Source organism: Micromonospora cathayae (assembly GCF_028993575.1).
GTDB classification, from domain to species: Bacteria; Actinomycetota; Actinomycetes; order Mycobacteriales; family Micromonosporaceae; genus Micromonospora; species Micromonospora cathayae.
On record NZ_CP118615.1, the window covers coordinates 880117 to 894274 of the forward strand.

Here is a 14158-nt window from a genome sequence, read left to right on the forward strand (position 1 = left end):
CCCAACCGTCTCAAGTCGTCTGCGCGCGGAAGGCTCACCTCGTGACGATCCTGGCGGTCGGTCCACGGAAGCTCCCGGAGCGGGGCACGGTGGAGGTGTGGTTCGACACCGGTAGCGGGGCGCGAGGCCAGCGCGCCACCGTCTCCGTACAGCGCCTCACCCTCGCCGACCTCGACCGAGGGGAGGGTACGACGGCGCTGTACGAGTACCAGCCGTACCACTGCTGGGGCTGAGCCGACCAGTTGGCGCGACGGAACCCCCGGCAGTTGCGCCGGGGGTTCCGCTAGGTGCTGCCTGGTGGATCAGCCGGTAATAGCACGACCGTTGGTGGCTGCCTGAGGTGTAATCCGTCCGGCGTGTCGTCCACCTGAGCCACCCAGAAAACCGGCGCGACGCCCAGCCGGTTCCGGGCGACCCGCAGCACGGGATCCGCAGGGCAGGACCTAGCGGCGGCCGATGGTGAGGGTCGGCTTGGTGACCTCGGCGAAGAAGTCGTTGCCCTTGTCGTCGACCACGATGAAGGCCGGGAAGTCCTCCACCTCGATCTTCCAGACCGCCTCCATGCCCAGCTCGGGGTATTCGAGGACCTCGACGTGCTTGATGCAGTCCTGGGCGAGCCGGGCCGCCGGCCCGCCGATCGAGCCGAGGTAGAAACCGCCGTGCTGGTCGCAGGAGCGGGTCACCTGGGCGGACCGGTTGCCCTTGGCGAGCATGACCAGCGAGCCGCCGGCGGCCTGGAACTTCTCCACGTACGCGTCCATCCGGCCGGCGGTGGTCGGGCCGAACGAGCCGGAGGCGTACCCCTCGGGGGTCTTGGCCGGGCCGGCGTAGTAGACGGCGTGGTCGCGCAGGTACTGCGGCATCGGCTCGCCCGCGTCCAGCCGCTCGGCGATCTTGGCGTGGGCGATGTCCCGGGCGACGACCAGCGGGCCGGTCAGCGACAGCCGGGTCTTCACCGGGTACCTCGACAGCTCGGCCCGGATCTCGTCCATCGGCCGGTTCAGGTCGACCCGGACGACCTCGGAGGTCTCCAGGGTCTCGTCGGTGACGTCGGGCAGGTAGCGGGCCGGGTCGGTTTCCAGACGCTCCAGCCACACGCCCGACGGGGTGATCTTGGCGACCGCCTGCCGGTCGGCCGAGCAGGACACCGCGATCGCCACCGGGCAGGACGCGCCGTGCCGGGGCAGCCGCACCACCCGGACGTCGTGGCAGAAGTAGCGTCCGCCGAACTGCGCGCCGATGCCGAAGTTGCGGGTCAGCTCCAGCACCTCGGCCTCCAGTTCGAGGTCCCGGAAGCCGTGCGCGCCCATCGACCCCTCGGTGGGCAGCGCGTCCAGGTACTTCGCGGAGGCGTACTTGGCGGTCTTCAGCGCGTACTCGGCGGAGGTGCCGCCGATGACGATCGCCAGATGGTACGGCGGGCAGGCCGACGTGCCGATCAGCCGCAGCTTCTCCTCCAGGAACTGCATCATCCTGGTCGGGTTCAGCAGCGCCTTGGTCTCCTGGTAGAGGTACGACTTGTTGGCCGAGCCGCCGCCCTTGGCCATGAACAGGAACTTGTACGCGTCCGGGTGGCCGTCCGGGTCCTCGGCGTAGATCTCCACCTGGGCGGGCAGGTTGCTGCCGGTGTTGCGCTCCTCCCACATGGTCAACGGGGCGAGCTGCGAATAGCGCAGGTTGAGCTTCGTGTACGCCTGGTAGACGCCCCGGGAGATCGCCTCCGCGTCGGTGCCGTCGGTGAGCACGTGCCGGCCGCGCTTGCCCATCACGATCGCGGTGCCGGTGTCCTGGCACATCGGCAGCACCCCGCCGGCCGCGATGTTGGCGTTGCGGAGCAGGTCCAGCGCCACGAACCGGTCGTTCGGGGAGGCCGCCGGGTCGTCGATGATCGACCGGAGCTGGGCCAGGTGGGCCGGGCGCAGGAAGTGCGCGATGTCGTGCATGGCCTCGGCGGTCAGGGCGGTGAGCGCGGCCGGGTCCACGGTGAGGAACCGGCGGCCACCCGGACCGTTGACGACGTCGACGCCCTCGTCGGTGACCAGGCGATACTCGGTCTGGTCGACGCCGACCGGGAGCAAGGGGGCGTAGGTGAACGCGGCGGCACTGCTCATGAGCGGAAAGCCTAGGGCAGTGTGGTCCGCTCGTCGTACCCGCCGGGTGAGTCGTGCGACACCGCTCTCATCCGTGCGGGTCGGGGCCGGTCGGCCGGGCCGGGCCGCCACGCCCGGCAGGCCGACCGGCGCGGCGCCGAGGGCACCGGCAGCCGTTCCGGAGCCGGCGGGTCAGCCGTCCTTGCCGCCGCCGGTGTCCGGGCATTCCTCGCGTTTCGCACCGCAGTTCTCCCCCGGACCGGTGTCCCCGCCGGGCCCGGTACCGTCGCCGGGACCAGGGCCGCCGCCCGGACCGGTGCCGCCGCCGTCGGCCGGGGGCGCGCCGCCCGGCACACCGCCGAACCGGACGTACCCGATCTCCCGCCCCTCGCCGATCACCATGCCGGCGGGTCCGACCGCCAGCACGTTCGCCGAGGTACGCAGGTTCGCCAGTTCCTTCCCGCTGCCGGGGTCGACGGCGACGATCCGGGACGGGTCGTCCTCGCTGAGCACCGCCGCGTACGGGGTGAGCGCCCCGGACACCTTGTCGCCGGCCGGACGGGTCCAGCGCGGCCGGTCGACGCCCAGTTCCCGGCCTGCCACCGACCGCTTGTCCTTCGACCGGGCCAGGGCGTACCGGTCGTCCACGGCGAGCAGCTTCTCCCCCGCCGCGCCCACCCAGAGCAGCCGCCCGTCGTACGCGTCGACCACCGTCTCCCGGGTGTCCGGTGCCACTCCGACCACCACGTTCCGCGCGCCCTGCGGATCCTCCCGCTGGACACATCCGGCGTTGTCTGCGGTCCGCAGGTTGATCCCGTCCCGCCGCCACACCTCCCGGCCGGTGGTCACCTCCCGCCCGGAGATGCTGAAGTAGCAGGTGCCGTCCTGGGATCGGGCCGCCAGCCGCAGCAGCCGCCCACCGACGGTCACCAGCCGTTCCTCCCGGGTCGGCTCGACGTCCCGTACCACCCGCCCGGTCGCGGTCTCCAGCACGTGCACCCGGCCGTCGACCGGGAACCCGAGCAGGGCCGGCACCGCTTCCGGACCGGCCGCCCCGGGGTCGATCCGGTGCCCGGTGAGCCGTCGGGTACCGAGCAGTTCCGGGTTGTCGGCGAAGAAGCCGCTCTCCACCCCGGGCAGGAACGCCGTCCAGAGTGGTCGGGTGCCGCGCGGCTCCCAGGCGCTCACCGTGCAGTCGGTGGCCTGCACGCAGCGGGCGTCCAGCAGCACGTTGCGGTACGTCCACACCGCCACCGCCCGGTCGTCGCGGCGGCGCACCGCACCGGTCACCGGGTCGAGCACCTCGTACCCCTTGACCAGCAGCTTGCCCACGGCGACGACGGAGTCCCGGCCGTTGCCGGCGACCGCCGCCCAGTCCGCCTTGCGCTCCCACAGCGGCGCGCCGGTGGCGAGGCTGCGCCCCTCCACCCGGGTCCGCTGCTCGACCACGACGGCGTCCCCGGCGATGGTGACGCTCTTCGGCGTGCCGCCGATCCGCCGTTGCCAGGTCACGTCGGGCTCGGAGATCGGCTGGCTGCGGTTCACCGCGTCCCACACCCCGGGCCACGGATTCCACACGCCGGTCGCGGTGAGCGCCACCAGCGCGATCACCGCCAGAATCACGTAGCAGCCGACGCACCGACCGCCCTGTCGAGCCACACCGGACACCGTAGCCAGATCCACACAGCTCCCGCGCCACCCGTACGGCCGTGTCGGTGACTATTCCGGGCGACGCCGGTCAGGCGGCGACCGTCCGCCCATCCGGCACCGGTCGCGCGGTGAGCACGTGCCAGAGCAGGAGGGTGGTCAGCAGCGAGGCCGCTCCGGAGGCGGCCATCGCCACCGCCGGGCCGGTCAGCTCGCTCAGCGCGCCCGCGCCGGCCGCGGCCAGTCCCTGCGCCGTCATCATGCCGGTGCCGGTCAGCCCGAACGCCTGGCCGCGCCGGCCCGGCGGCACCGCGTCCAGGAAGCGGCGGGCCAGTCCGAGCTGGTAGGCGTACCCGGCGGCGGCCACCGCGAACAGCACCGCGGCCACGGCCAGGCCGGGCCGCAGCGGAAAGACCAGCAGCGGTACGCCGAGCAGCAGCGCCAGCCACGGGCTGAGCCGTTCCCGTAGGGCCGGCGCGACGAACCGGCCGACCAGCAGGTCACCGACGAGCATGCCGAACGCGCCGGCCATCAGCAGTACGCCCGCGCTTGTTCCGGGGCCGAGTTCGGCGGCGTACGGCACCGCGACCGCCTCGGCTCCGACCAGCATCGAGCCGGGCAGCCACTGGGCCAGCAGGAGTCCCCGGATCCGCCGGTCACCGAGGAGTTCCCGGTTGACCCGCCAGGTCTCCCGCACCGCCCCGGAGGTGGCCCGTCGCCGCCCGCCGGACCGTCCGGCCCGCGCGACCGGCTGTCCGGCCGCCTCCCCGGATGGTCCGACCACCCCGTCGGACTGCCCGACCACCGCACCGGACGGTCCGGCCGCCTCGTCGGACGGTCCGTCGGGCTGGGCGGACCGGCGGCCGGGCCGGTGGCGCAGCCCGAGCCGGACCAGCAGGGCGGAGAGGGCGCAGGTGGCGGCGGTCAGCCAGAGCGCGCCGTACGGGCCGACCAGGCCGAGCAGCAGTCCACCGACGGCGAACCCGACGACCTGGGTGCCGCCGGAGGCCACGGTGAGCAGGGAGCGGCCCAGCACGTACGCGTCCCCGTGCAGCATCTCCGGCAGCAGGGCGGTGCGGGCGGCGCTGCTGACCGGGCCGAACAGGCCGACCACGAAGACCAGCGCGAGCATGCCGGTCGGCGGGAGCACGCCCACCGCGAGCACCACCACGAGGGCCAGCCGGAGCAGGTCGTACCCGACCATGAGGGCCCGGGGCGGCCAGCGGTCGGCCAGCGCGAGCAGGAACACCCCGCCGAACGCGTGCGGCAGGAACCCGGTGACGTACGCCAGCGCGGCGATCAGCCCGGAGCCGGTGCGCTCGTAGACGAGGACGGACAGGGCGAGCATCTTCACCGTCTCGCCGATCAGGAAGACCCCGAAGCTGACGAAGAGGACCCGGAACTCGGCGACGGCGAAGACGTCCCGGAAGGTGGCCGGCCGCTCGGGGACGGTCGGTGGTGCGGGGGCGGTACGGGCAGCGGTCACGATGGGCATCCTGGTCGGGTGCCGCTGGGCGCTCTATCCTTTCGCCCATAGTCGAAAGGTAGGCCGTCACGTGCGGATTCAGGTGACTCCGGCGGACATCGCGGCCAGTCGGTACGCCATCTCCCCGCTGGGCGAGGCGATGTGGGCGCTGCGGTTGTGCGCCGGTCAGCACAGCACCCCGGCGCTGGCCCCCTGGGTGGCCCGGGTCCGCCCGGCGTACGAGCGGCTGCGCCGGGAGCTGCCGGCGGTGGGCGCGCTGGTGGCCCTGCTGCGCCGGAACGCGTACAACGCGGACTTCGTCCAGCCCCCGCCGGCCGGTACCGGGCGCAGCTTCGCCGACGAGCTGGCCGTGGTCCGGGCCACCCCGCTGGCCCAGGCCCGGGACGAACTGGCCCGCAACCTGGCCGGGCACCGCACCCCGCCGGCGTACGCGCAGCGGATCTACGCCGCGCCGGACGTGGTGGACCGGTTGGCGGACGCGATCGAGGCGGTCTGGGCGGCCCTGGTCGAGCCGGACTGGCGGCGGTTGCGCACCATCCTGGAGCGGGACCTGGTCCAGCGGGCCGGGCGGCTCGTCACGTACGGCTGGGGGGCCGCGGTGGCCGACCTGGACCCTCGGCTGAGCTGGGAGCCGGGCGGTCACCTGGGCGCCATCGTGGTGGCCGACCGGGATCGCGGCACGTACTCGCTGGGCGGCAAGGGGCTGCTGTTCGTCCCGACCGTCTTCGGGTCGATGATCAACTATGTCGAGCCGCCGTGGCCGTTCGCGCTGGTGTACCCGGCCTCCGGCGTGGCCGACCTGCTCGGGCCACCGGACCCGGACCGCCCGCCGGACGCCCTGGACCGGCTGCTCGGCCGGTCCCGGGCAGCGGTGCTGCGGGCCCTGGCCGCACCGGCCACCACCAGTCAGCTCGTCCGGCAGCTCGACCTGCCGCTGGGCAGCGTCGGCGGGCACCTCGCCGTGCTGCGCGACGCCGGGCTGGTCCGCCGGACCCGGACCGGCCGGGCGGTCCGCTACACCCGCACCCCGCTCGGTGACGCCGTCAGCGGCGACGCACCGGCCGGCCTGACCGGCCCGGAGTCATGAGACGACCCGGGCGACGAAGGCGGCGAGGTTGGCGACGGTACGGTCGATCTTCTCCGGCACCGTCAGCGACTCGGGCAGCCGGCCCCCGGCCCCCACCTGCCGGAGCCCCCGCACGTAGAGCGAGCAGGCCAGGTCGTCGCAGACGTAGGTGCCCACGGAGTTGCCCTGCTGACCGGCCCGGCCGGCCTTCGGCGCGACCATCAGCGCCACCCCGCCGGAGTGGGTGGTCAGGCACATCGCGCACATGCCCGGGGCGGCCCGCCCGGCGGCGGGGTTGGCGCGGCGCAGGGCCAGCCCGCGCGGCCGCCCGTCCAGCTCGGCGACGAGGAAGGCCCGGCCCGGGGCCTGCGGGTCGTGCCACCCGAGGAAGTCCAGGTCGGCCCAGGGCCGGTCGGCGAGGTCACGCGGGACGAACAACCGCTTGGCCTGCCCCCGGGTGCAGTTCACGAAGCTGGTACGGATCTCCTGCTCGGTCAGCGGCTTCATAAAGGGCACGGTAGTTTGCCTAAAGGGTTTAGGCAAAAGCATAATCAGTGGCGGTTGGACGAGGGAGGGCCATGGCACGCGCAGGATTGACCCCGGAGCTGCTGACCCGGGCGGGGGCGGAGCTGGCCGACGAGGTGGGCTTCGACCAGGTGACCGTGTCGGCGCTGGCCCGCAGGTTCGGGGTCAAGGTCGCCAGCCTGTACTCGCACGTATGCGGCACACCCGACCTGCGGACCCGGATCGCCCTGCTCGCCCTGGCGGAACTCGCCGACCGGGCCGCCGAGGCACTGGCCGGACGGGCCGGACGGGACGCCCTGGCCGCCCTCGGCAATGTCTACCGCGACTACGCCCGCGCCCATCCCGGCCGCTACGCCGCCGCCCAGCTCAGACTGGATCCGGAGACCGCGGCGGCCAGTGCCGGCGGGCGGCACGCCCAGCTGACCCGGGCGATCCTGCGCGGCTACCGACTCGACGAACCGGACCAGACGCACGCCGTCCGGCTGATGGGCAGCGTCTTCCACGGCTACGTCAGCCTGGAGCTGGGGGGAGGGTTCAGCCACAGCGCCCCCGACACCGAGGAGACCTGGACGCGAGTCCTCGACGCCCTCGACGCCCTGCTGCGGAACTGGCCCGCCCCCGACCCGCGGTCCGCCCCCGACCGGTAGCCGCGGTCACCCGTCGGCCTCTTCCGTCAACTCCGTCCGTCGACCGCCGGGCGGTCCCGGGACTCGGCCACCGCCGAGCGGATCAGCGGCAGCACCCGGTACGGGATCTGCTCGGCCAGCGCGATGATGGTCGACGCCCGGGTGATCCCGGGGTGCGCGACGATCTGGTCGATGACCCGCTGGAGGTCGGCGTTCGACCGGGCCACGATCCGGCACAGCACGTCGCTGGAGCCGGTGATGGTGTGCGCCTCCAGCACCTCGGGGATCTCGGCCAGGTGGGCGGTCACCGGATCGTGGCCCTGCCGCTGGCTGATCTCCAGGGTGACGAACGAGGTCACCGCGAACCCGATCGCGGCCGGCGAGATGTCCGGCCCGAACCCGGCCACCACCCCCCGGTCGACCAGCTTGTCCAGCCGGGCCTGCACGGTGCCCCGGGCCACCCCCAGCCGGCGGGAGCACTCCAGCACCCCGATCCGCGGCTCGGCGGCGAGCAGCTCGACGAGCCAGACGTCGAGCTGATCGAGCTGTACAACCTGCCCAGTGGTCATGGTCCGGAACCATACCGAATGCGCAACCTGACCAGCGATAAGGCGAACGGTTGCCCAGCGGGACGCCGCCCGCGATCCTCGCCACAAGAGGCCCGGCACGGAGGGAGTCCACGATGACCCAGGCGATCGACCGACCGCAGTCGACCGAAGAAGTCGACGTCGACGCACTCGTCGGTGCCGTCGACCACGACATCAGCCACGACCCGTTCCCGGTACGCGGGCTCGACCACGTCACCTTCCTGGTCGGCAACGCCAAGCAGGCCGCGCACTACTACTCCACCGCGTTCGGCATGACCTGTGTCGCGTACCGGGGGCCGGAGCAGGGCCACCGCGACTACGCCGAGTACGTGCTGACCAGCGGGTCGGCCCGGTTCGTCTTCCGGGGCGCGGTCCGCCCCGACGCGCCGGACGCCGCCCTGGTCGCCAAGCACAGCGACGGGGTCACCGACATCGCGCTGGAGGTCCCGGACGTCGACGCGGCGTACGCGCACGCCACCCGGCAGGGGGCCACCGGGCTGCTCGACCCGCACGAGGTCACCGACGAGCACGGCACGGTCCGGATCGCCGCCATCGCCACCTACGGCGACACCCGGCACACCCTGATCGACCGGTCCCGGTACACCGGGCCGTTCCTGCCCGGCTTCGTGGCCCGTAGGCCGATCGTCGACCGGCAGCCCATGATCGACGCCGGCCTCCAGCCGAAGCGGTTCTTCCAGGCGGTCGACCACGTGGTCGGCAACGTCGAGCTGGGCCGGATGGACGAGTGGGTCGACTTCTACCGGCGGGTGATGGGCTTCACCAACATGGCGGAGTTCATCGGCGACGACATCGCCACCGACTACTCGGCGCTGATGAGCAAGGTGGTCGCCAGCGGCACCCGCAAGGTCAAGTTCCCGCTCAACGAGCCGGCCATCGCCCGGAAGAAGTCACAGATCGACGAGTACCTGGAGTTCTACCAGGGGCCGGGGGCGCAGCACATCGCGGTGGCCACCAACGACATCCTGGCCAGCGTCGACGCGATGCGGGCCGCGGGCGTCGACTTCCTGGACACCCCGGACTCGTACTACGACGACCCGGAGCTGCGGTCCCGGATCGGCAAGGTCCGGGTGCCGATCGAGGAGCTGAAGTCCCGCAAGATCCTGGTCGACCGGGACGAGGACGGCTACCTGCTCCAGATCTTCACCAAGCCGGTGCAGGACCGGCCGACGGTCTTCTTCGAGCTGATCGAGCGGCACGGCTCGCTCGGCTTCGGCAAGGGCAACTTCAAGGCCCTCTTCGAGGCCATCGAGCGCGAGCAGGAGAAGCGCGGCAACCTCTGACGCGTACGGGCGGGGCACCCGCCCTGTCGATCAGGAGGTCCGTGTCACGGGTCCGGGACGGATCCGTACCCCGATTCTCTTGATCGACAAGGGCGGGTCCCGGGAACCGGCAGGCTGGTCCGCAGGGAAAGCGTCGTTAAGGTAGCTGCGTGAGTGTGCAACCCGGCTGGTACGTCGACCCTGCCGACCCCGAGACCCAGCGCTGGTGGGACGGTGAGGGGTGGCTCGGCGCGCCGATACCCGCCGGGGCCACCCCGCCGGACGGGCCGCCACCGGCCGAACCTCCGCCCACCCCCACCGACTCCCCGACCTCCGGTGCCGCCGGCTCCGGCGTCCCGACCCCGGGCGCGGCCGGCTCGGGTGTCCCCGGCGCGGCCGGCTCCGGTACGGCGACGCCGGGTACCGCCGGGCAACCGGCACCGACCTCCCCGGCCGCCGCTCCCGGGTACGCCGGGCCGCAGTACCCGGGCGGCCCGCAGTACCCGGGCGCGCCCCACGTCGGCCCGCCGTACCCGGGTGGTCCTCAGTACCCGGCCGGTCCGCCCCACCCCGGCCAGGGGCAGCCCGTGCCTGGGCAGCCCGGCCAGGGGCAACAGCCCGGCGCGGGCTGGCCACCGGGGGCACCGCACCAGCCACCGTACGGGCCGCCACCGTACGGACCGCCCGGCCAGCAGCCGCTCCCCGGCTACGGCCCGCCCCCCGGCTTCCCGCCCGGCTGGCCGTACGGCGGACACCCCGGCCGGCCGCCCGAGCCGCGCCCGCACGGCCTGCCGCTGGCCGGGTACGGGGCCCGGTTCCTGGCCCGCCTGATCGACTTCACCATCGTGTTCGCCCTCAACGCCGTGGTGAACGGCTGGTTCGTCTGGCAGTTCGCGAAGGAGATGTCCCCGGTCTGGCGGGAGTTCTGGGCCCGGGTGTCCAGCGGGTCCACCTCCACCGACCCGCTGCCCCAGCCCGGTGACCAGGCCGGCGGCCTCCAGGTGGCGATCCTGTTGATCGCGACGGCCCTGTGGTTCGCGTACGAGGTGCCGGCGATGGCCAGCGGCGGGCAGACCTTCGGCAAGCGGGTGCTCGGCATCCGGGCCGTACCGCTCGCCGGTGACCAGCCGCTCGGCTTCGGCCGGTCGTTCCGGCGCTGGAACACCCTCGGCCTGCCCACCCTGCTGTGGTACTGCTGCGGCCTCGGTCTGCTGCTCCAGTTGATCGACGCCTTCTCCCCCCTGTTCGACCACCCGCTCCGCCAGGCCCTGCACGACAAACGCGCGCAGACCGTCGTGGTCCAGGTACCCCGCGCCACCCCCACCCGAGAAGAACCGCACGATCGTGCCCGCCCCCCGGGAGAATCCGCATGACCGACACCGGACGCCACCAGCCGCCGCTGCGGCTCACCCGCGCCGACCTCGACGCGCTGCCCAACTACGTACCCGGCCGCAGCCCGGCCGACCTGGCCCGGGAACTGGGCATCCCGGAGGCCATCAAGCTGGCCAGCAACGAGGTGCCGTACGGGCCGCTGCCCGGCGTGGTGGAGGCGGTCGCGGAGGCCGCCGCCGGGGTGCACCGGTACCCGGACATGGGCGTGGTGGCGCTGCGCACCGCGCTGGCCGAACGGTACGGCGTGGACCCCGACCGGGTCGCCACCGGCTGCGGGTCGGTGGCGCTGGCCGAGCACCTGGTCCGGGCCACCTGCCTGCCCGGTGACGAGCTGGTCTACTCGTGGCGCTCCTTCGAGGCGTACCCGATCATCGCGGCGACCAGCGGGGCGACCAGCGTGCAGGTCCCCAACCGGCCGGACCACGGGCACGACCTGGCGGCGATGGCGGCGGCGGTGACCGACCGGACCCGCATGATCCTGGTCTGCAACCCGAACAACCCGACCGGGACCTTCCTGCGCCGCCCGGAGCTGGAGCGCTTCCTCGACGCGGTGCCGGACGACGTGCTGGTGGTGATCGACGAGGCGTACCGGGAGTTCGTCACCGACCCGGAGGTGCCGGACGGGCTGACCCTCGCCGACCGGCCCAACGTGGTGGTGCTGCGTACCCTCTCCAAGGCGTGGGGGCTGGCCGGGCTGCGGATCGGTTTCCTGGTCGCGCAGCCGACCGTGGCCGCCGCCATCCGCAAGGTGGTCACCCCGTTCTCGGCCAGCGCAGCCGCCCAGGCCGGTGCGCTGGCCGCGCTCGCCCAGGCCGACGAGATGGAACGTCGGTGCGCCCTGGTCGTCGCCGAACGCGACCGGGTCACCGAGGCGGTACGCAAGTTCGTCCCGGACGTGCCGGCCAGCCAGGCCAACTTCGTCTGGCTGCCGCTGGGCGACCGGGCCGTGCCGTTCGGCAAGGCGTGCGAGGCGCGCGGTGTGATCGTCCGCCCGTTCGCCGGGGAAGGGGTACGCGTCACGATCGGCACCCCGGCCGAGAACGACGCCTTCCTGGCGGCGGCGGAGGCCGTACTGACCTGACCCCCGCCGTACCCCGCTGAGCCCGCCGCACCCGGCCTGAACACCCGCCGTACCGGCTGCCTGCTGCCTGGCCGCCGGCCCGTCGACCCACCCACCGGGTCGGTCGGCGGGCCGGTGGTCAGGTCGCGGCCAGGACCACCGGTTCGGCCATCCCGTAGTAGCGCTGGTCGTCGGCCCCGACGTCGACCGGGGTACGCAGGCGTTCCACCGCCAGGTAACCGTCGGCGGCGTAACCGAGGCCGGGCGTCCAGCCGATACCGTCCCGCCCGACGGTCAGCCGGAACCGGGACCGCTCGACGCCGGTCGCCGGATCGAGGGTGACCAGGTCCTTCTTGTCGGTCAGCAGGTGTACCCGGCCGGGCTGGGCGGCGACCACCCTGGTCCCGGGGCCGAGGTCCGCGCGCCGCCACACCTCGTCGCCGGTGCGTGCCGCCCGTCCGGTGACCGTCCCGTCGTCGGCCACCACGACCCCGGTTTCGCCGGCCAGCACGGTCCCGGCCCGGTCGAGCCCGGCTGCGGCGACCGGCGCCCCGGTGCCGACCAGCCAGCCCCGGCCCCCGGTGGGATCCGCCTCGCTGTCCGTCGTCTCGGCGATGTGCAGGCCGCCGCAGCCGGACCGGGCGGTGGCGCAGCCGATCGCGGCGACGGTCAGCCGCGCACCCGCGCCGGGCGGGTTCCAGCGCTCGGTGACCGTACCGGTGGTGACGTCCCGGAACTCGACGACCGGACTGTCCGCGCAGCGGTCCAGGGTGGCGAGCCGGCCGGCGTTGGTGGTGCCGATGTCGGTACGGCAGCCGGATTCGAGGTCGACCCGCCAGAGCCGCTGCCCGGTGGTCAGGTCGGTCCCCTGCGCCTGCTGGTCGCCGACGGTGACCACCACGGTCCGTCCGCCGGCCGCGGCGGTGTGCAGCCCGGCCGGGTACCAGACGGTCGCCGCCCCGGTGCGCCGCCCGGTGTAGCCCTCCTGCGGGACGGGCGCGTCGGCCCGCCAGGCGACCCGGCCGCTCTCCGCGTCCAGGGCCACCAGCTGCCCGTCCGACCAGTGGCCCACCACCGTGGTCCCGCCGGTCACCACCCCGCTGAGCTCTGCCGGCCAGCGCCGGTACGACCAGTACGGGGTGTTGCGTTGGCGGTCGTCGAGCGGCACGTCGGCCCAGACCTGCCGGGTGGTGGCGTACACCCGCAGCCGGCCGTCCACGAGCAGCGGGGCGGTGGAGAACCGGCCGATCGGGCCGATCTCGGGAGTGGCGGCCGGCGGCCGCTCCGCACGGGCGACGGTGACCACCTCGGCCGGGGCCAGCACCCGGTACACCGTGCCGGCGGCCAACCCGACGACGAGCAGCGCCGAAACCGTGACGACGACCCGTCGCCGCCGGTCCTTCGCGATCACCATGGGCGCACCTCCGCCCGGCACCCTACCCAGCGCAGGTGGCGGACGATCAGGCGGCGGCGGTCGAACCCGGACCGGTCGGATCCGGACCGGTCGGGCCGAGGGCGGCGGCCAGGTCGGCGAGGTCCTGGCGCAGCGCCCGCTCCACGGTCCGGGCGGCCAGCCCGCCGAAAAGCAGGGCCAGCACCCGCCCGTACGGGGCGGTCGGCACCGCCTCCTGCGTCACCGTGACGGCGGTCCGGGTGCGCCCGCGCCGGTGCACCGTCCGCAACGACCAGGTGATCCGGTAGTCGACCCCGATCCCGGGGGAGGCGAGCACCAGCCGGTCCGGCGGTTCGGCAGCGACGACCAGGTACTCCTCGTCCAGCCGACCACCGTCGGGCCGGACCCGGGTCTCCCGCCACGCCGTACCTGCGCCGAACGGGCCGGGTGTCAACACCTCGACCCGGTGGGCGGTGGCGAGCCGGTCGGTACGGGCGGACAGCTCGGTGAGGAGCCGCCACACGTCCTCGGCGGACGCCTCGACGAAGCCCGTGACCGACACCGTGGACATGACACCTCCCGTGCCGTCCACGGTACGGCCATCCCGCCGCCCACCCGCCCGGCCCCCGCAGACGATCAAGAGGTTCACCCGTGGTCCGGTCGAACGCGCCGGTGTCCTCCCCGGACCGGGCGGCGCGGGCCGGCGCGGGGGTCGACCGGCGGGGCGACGGAGCCTGCCGACCGGAACCTCCTGATCGGTGCCTGGGGCGGCTCAGGGCCGGAGCTGGCCGTCCCGCAGCGCGCCGACGAACGCCGACCACCCGGGCGGGCTGACCGCGAGCGTCGGGCCGTCGAGGTCCTTGGAGTCGCGTACGCCGACCACGCCGAGCGCGCCGACGAGGTTGTCCGCCACCTCCACGCAGAGACCCTGGTCGTTGGAACGGCTGCTCTTGCGCCAGATGGCGCCGGCGAGATCGTTCATCCTCGCTACCTCCTGTCCGGTGGG

The 14158-nt window shown here is 73.9% G+C and carries 14 protein-coding genes; 6 read left to right on the forward strand and 8 right to left on the reverse strand.

Features of this window, described 5'->3' with window-relative positions; translation table 11 throughout:
* Positions 1 to 41: 41 nt before the first annotated feature.
* A complete protein-coding gene (locus PVK37_RS04155) occupies positions 42 to 233 on the forward strand; it encodes a hypothetical protein (RefSeq protein WP_275032379.1) in 192 nt (63 codons plus the stop codon).
* Between the two features lie 210 nt (positions 234 to 443).
* On the opposite strand, the gene PVK37_RS04160 is transcribed toward PVK37_RS04155, so the two are convergent.
* From PVK37_RS04160 to PVK37_RS04170, 3 genes are all read right to left on the reverse strand, one after another.
* On the reverse strand, positions 444 to 2111 hold the full coding sequence (locus PVK37_RS04160; protein WP_275032380.1) for a fumarate hydratase: 1668 nt from the start codon (positions 2109 to 2111) through the stop codon (positions 444 to 446).
* A gap of 171 nt (positions 2112 to 2282) precedes the next feature.
* Complete coding sequence (locus PVK37_RS04165; RefSeq protein WP_275034950.1) at positions 2283 to 3698, reverse strand: PQQ-binding-like beta-propeller repeat protein; 1416 nt, start codon at positions 3696 to 3698, stop codon at positions 2283 to 2285.
* A 130-nt stretch (positions 3699 to 3828) separates the two neighbouring features.
* Positions 3829 to 5223: an MFS transporter gene (locus PVK37_RS04170; RefSeq protein ID WP_275032382.1), complete on the reverse strand. Its 1395-nt coding sequence runs from the start codon at positions 5221 to 5223 to the stop codon at positions 3829 to 3831.
* Between the two features lie 70 nt (positions 5224 to 5293).
* Here PVK37_RS04170 and PVK37_RS04175 point away from each other — a divergent pair, with 70 nt between their 5' ends.
* Positions 5294 to 6310: an ArsR/SmtB family transcription factor gene (locus tag PVK37_RS04175; RefSeq protein WP_275032383.1), complete on the forward strand. Its 1017-nt coding sequence runs from the start codon at positions 5294 to 5296 to the stop codon at positions 6308 to 6310.
* On the opposite strand, the gene PVK37_RS04180 is transcribed toward PVK37_RS04175, so the two are convergent.
* Entirely contained in the window at positions 6305 to 6796 is a 492-nt protein-coding gene (locus PVK37_RS04180; RefSeq protein WP_275032384.1) for an FBP domain-containing protein, read from the reverse strand. The genes PVK37_RS04175 and PVK37_RS04180 overlap by 6 nt on opposite strands.
* Before the next feature lie 71 nt (positions 6797 to 6867).
* Here PVK37_RS04180 and PVK37_RS04185 point away from each other — a divergent pair, with 71 nt between their 5' ends.
* Positions 6868 to 7461 carry a TetR/AcrR family transcriptional regulator gene (locus PVK37_RS04185; protein WP_275032385.1) on the forward strand — a complete coding sequence of 198 codons (594 nt, stop codon included), beginning with the start codon at positions 6868 to 6870 and terminating at the stop codon, positions 7459 to 7461.
* A gap of 26 nt (positions 7462 to 7487) precedes the next feature.
* On the opposite strand, the gene PVK37_RS04190 is transcribed toward PVK37_RS04185, so the two are convergent.
* Positions 7488 to 8009, reverse strand: coding sequence for an Lrp/AsnC family transcriptional regulator (locus tag PVK37_RS04190; protein WP_275032386.1), 522 nt, complete (start codon positions 8007 to 8009; stop codon positions 7488 to 7490).
* A 113-nt stretch (positions 8010 to 8122) separates the two neighbouring features.
* Between PVK37_RS04190 and hppD the strand changes: the two genes are divergently transcribed.
* The 3 genes from hppD (at position 8123) to hisC (ending at position 11780) form a co-directional block, all read left to right on the forward strand.
* Positions 8123 to 9328: a 4-hydroxyphenylpyruvate dioxygenase gene (gene hppD, locus PVK37_RS04195; RefSeq protein WP_275032387.1), complete on the forward strand. Its 1206-nt coding sequence runs from the start codon at positions 8123 to 8125 to the stop codon at positions 9326 to 9328.
* A 149-nt stretch (positions 9329 to 9477) separates the two neighbouring features.
* Positions 9478 to 10680 carry an RDD family protein gene (locus tag PVK37_RS04200; protein ID WP_275032388.1) on the forward strand — a complete coding sequence of 401 codons (1203 nt, stop codon included), beginning with the start codon at positions 9478 to 9480 and terminating at the stop codon, positions 10678 to 10680.
* A complete protein-coding gene (gene hisC, locus PVK37_RS04205; RefSeq protein ID WP_275032389.1) occupies positions 10677 to 11780 on the forward strand; it encodes a histidinol-phosphate transaminase in 1104 nt (367 codons plus the stop codon). The genes PVK37_RS04200 and hisC overlap by 4 nt, the downstream gene beginning before the upstream one ends.
* 118 nt (positions 11781 to 11898) lie before the next feature.
* Here hisC and PVK37_RS04210 read toward each other — a convergent pair whose 3' ends face one another.
* From PVK37_RS04210 to PVK37_RS04220, 3 genes are all read right to left on the reverse strand, one after another.
* Positions 11899 to 13173: an outer membrane protein assembly factor BamB family protein gene (locus PVK37_RS04210; protein WP_275032390.1), complete on the reverse strand. Its 1275-nt coding sequence runs from the start codon at positions 13171 to 13173 to the stop codon at positions 11899 to 11901.
* A gap of 46 nt (positions 13174 to 13219) precedes the next feature.
* Positions 13220 to 13723, reverse strand: coding sequence for an SRPBCC family protein (locus PVK37_RS04215; protein ID WP_275032391.1), 504 nt, complete (start codon positions 13721 to 13723; stop codon positions 13220 to 13222).
* A 201-nt stretch (positions 13724 to 13924) separates the two neighbouring features.
* Complete coding sequence (locus tag PVK37_RS04220) at positions 13925 to 14134, reverse strand: DUF397 domain-containing protein (protein ID WP_275032392.1); 210 nt, start codon at positions 14132 to 14134, stop codon at positions 13925 to 13927.
* Positions 14135 to 14158 lie beyond the last annotated feature (24 nt).

Excerpts from the sequence above, each read along its gene's own strand:
- PVK37_RS04160 (WP_275032380.1), bottom strand. The coding sequence starts at position 2,111 with ATGAGCAGTGCCGCCGCGTTCACCTACGCCCCCTTGCTCCCGGTCGGC.
- PVK37_RS04180 (WP_275032384.1), bottom strand. The coding sequence starts at position 6,796 with ATGAAGCCGCTGACCGAGCAGGAGATCCGTACCAGCTTCGTGAACTGC.
- PVK37_RS04185 (WP_275032385.1), top strand. The coding sequence starts at position 6,868 with ATGGCACGCGCAGGATTGACCCCGGAGCTGCTGACCCGGGCGGGGGCG.
- PVK37_RS04190 (WP_275032386.1), bottom strand. The coding sequence starts at position 8,009 with ATGACCACTGGGCAGGTTGTACAGCTCGATCAGCTCGACGTCTGGCTC.
- hppD (WP_275032387.1), top strand. The coding sequence starts at position 8,123 with ATGACCCAGGCGATCGACCGACCGCAGTCGACCGAAGAAGTCGACGTC.
- hisC (WP_275032389.1), top strand. The coding sequence starts at position 10,677 with ATGACCGACACCGGACGCCACCAGCCGCCGCTGCGGCTCACCCGCGCC.
- PVK37_RS04210 (WP_275032390.1), bottom strand. The coding sequence starts at position 13,173 with ATGGTGATCGCGAAGGACCGGCGGCGACGGGTCGTCGTCACGGTTTCG.
- PVK37_RS04215 (WP_275032391.1), bottom strand. The coding sequence starts at position 13,723 with ATGTCCACGGTGTCGGTCACGGGCTTCGTCGAGGCGTCCGCCGAGGAC.
- PVK37_RS04220 (WP_275032392.1), bottom strand. The coding sequence starts at position 14,134 with ATGAACGATCTCGCCGGCGCCATCTGGCGCAAGAGCAGCCGTTCCAAC.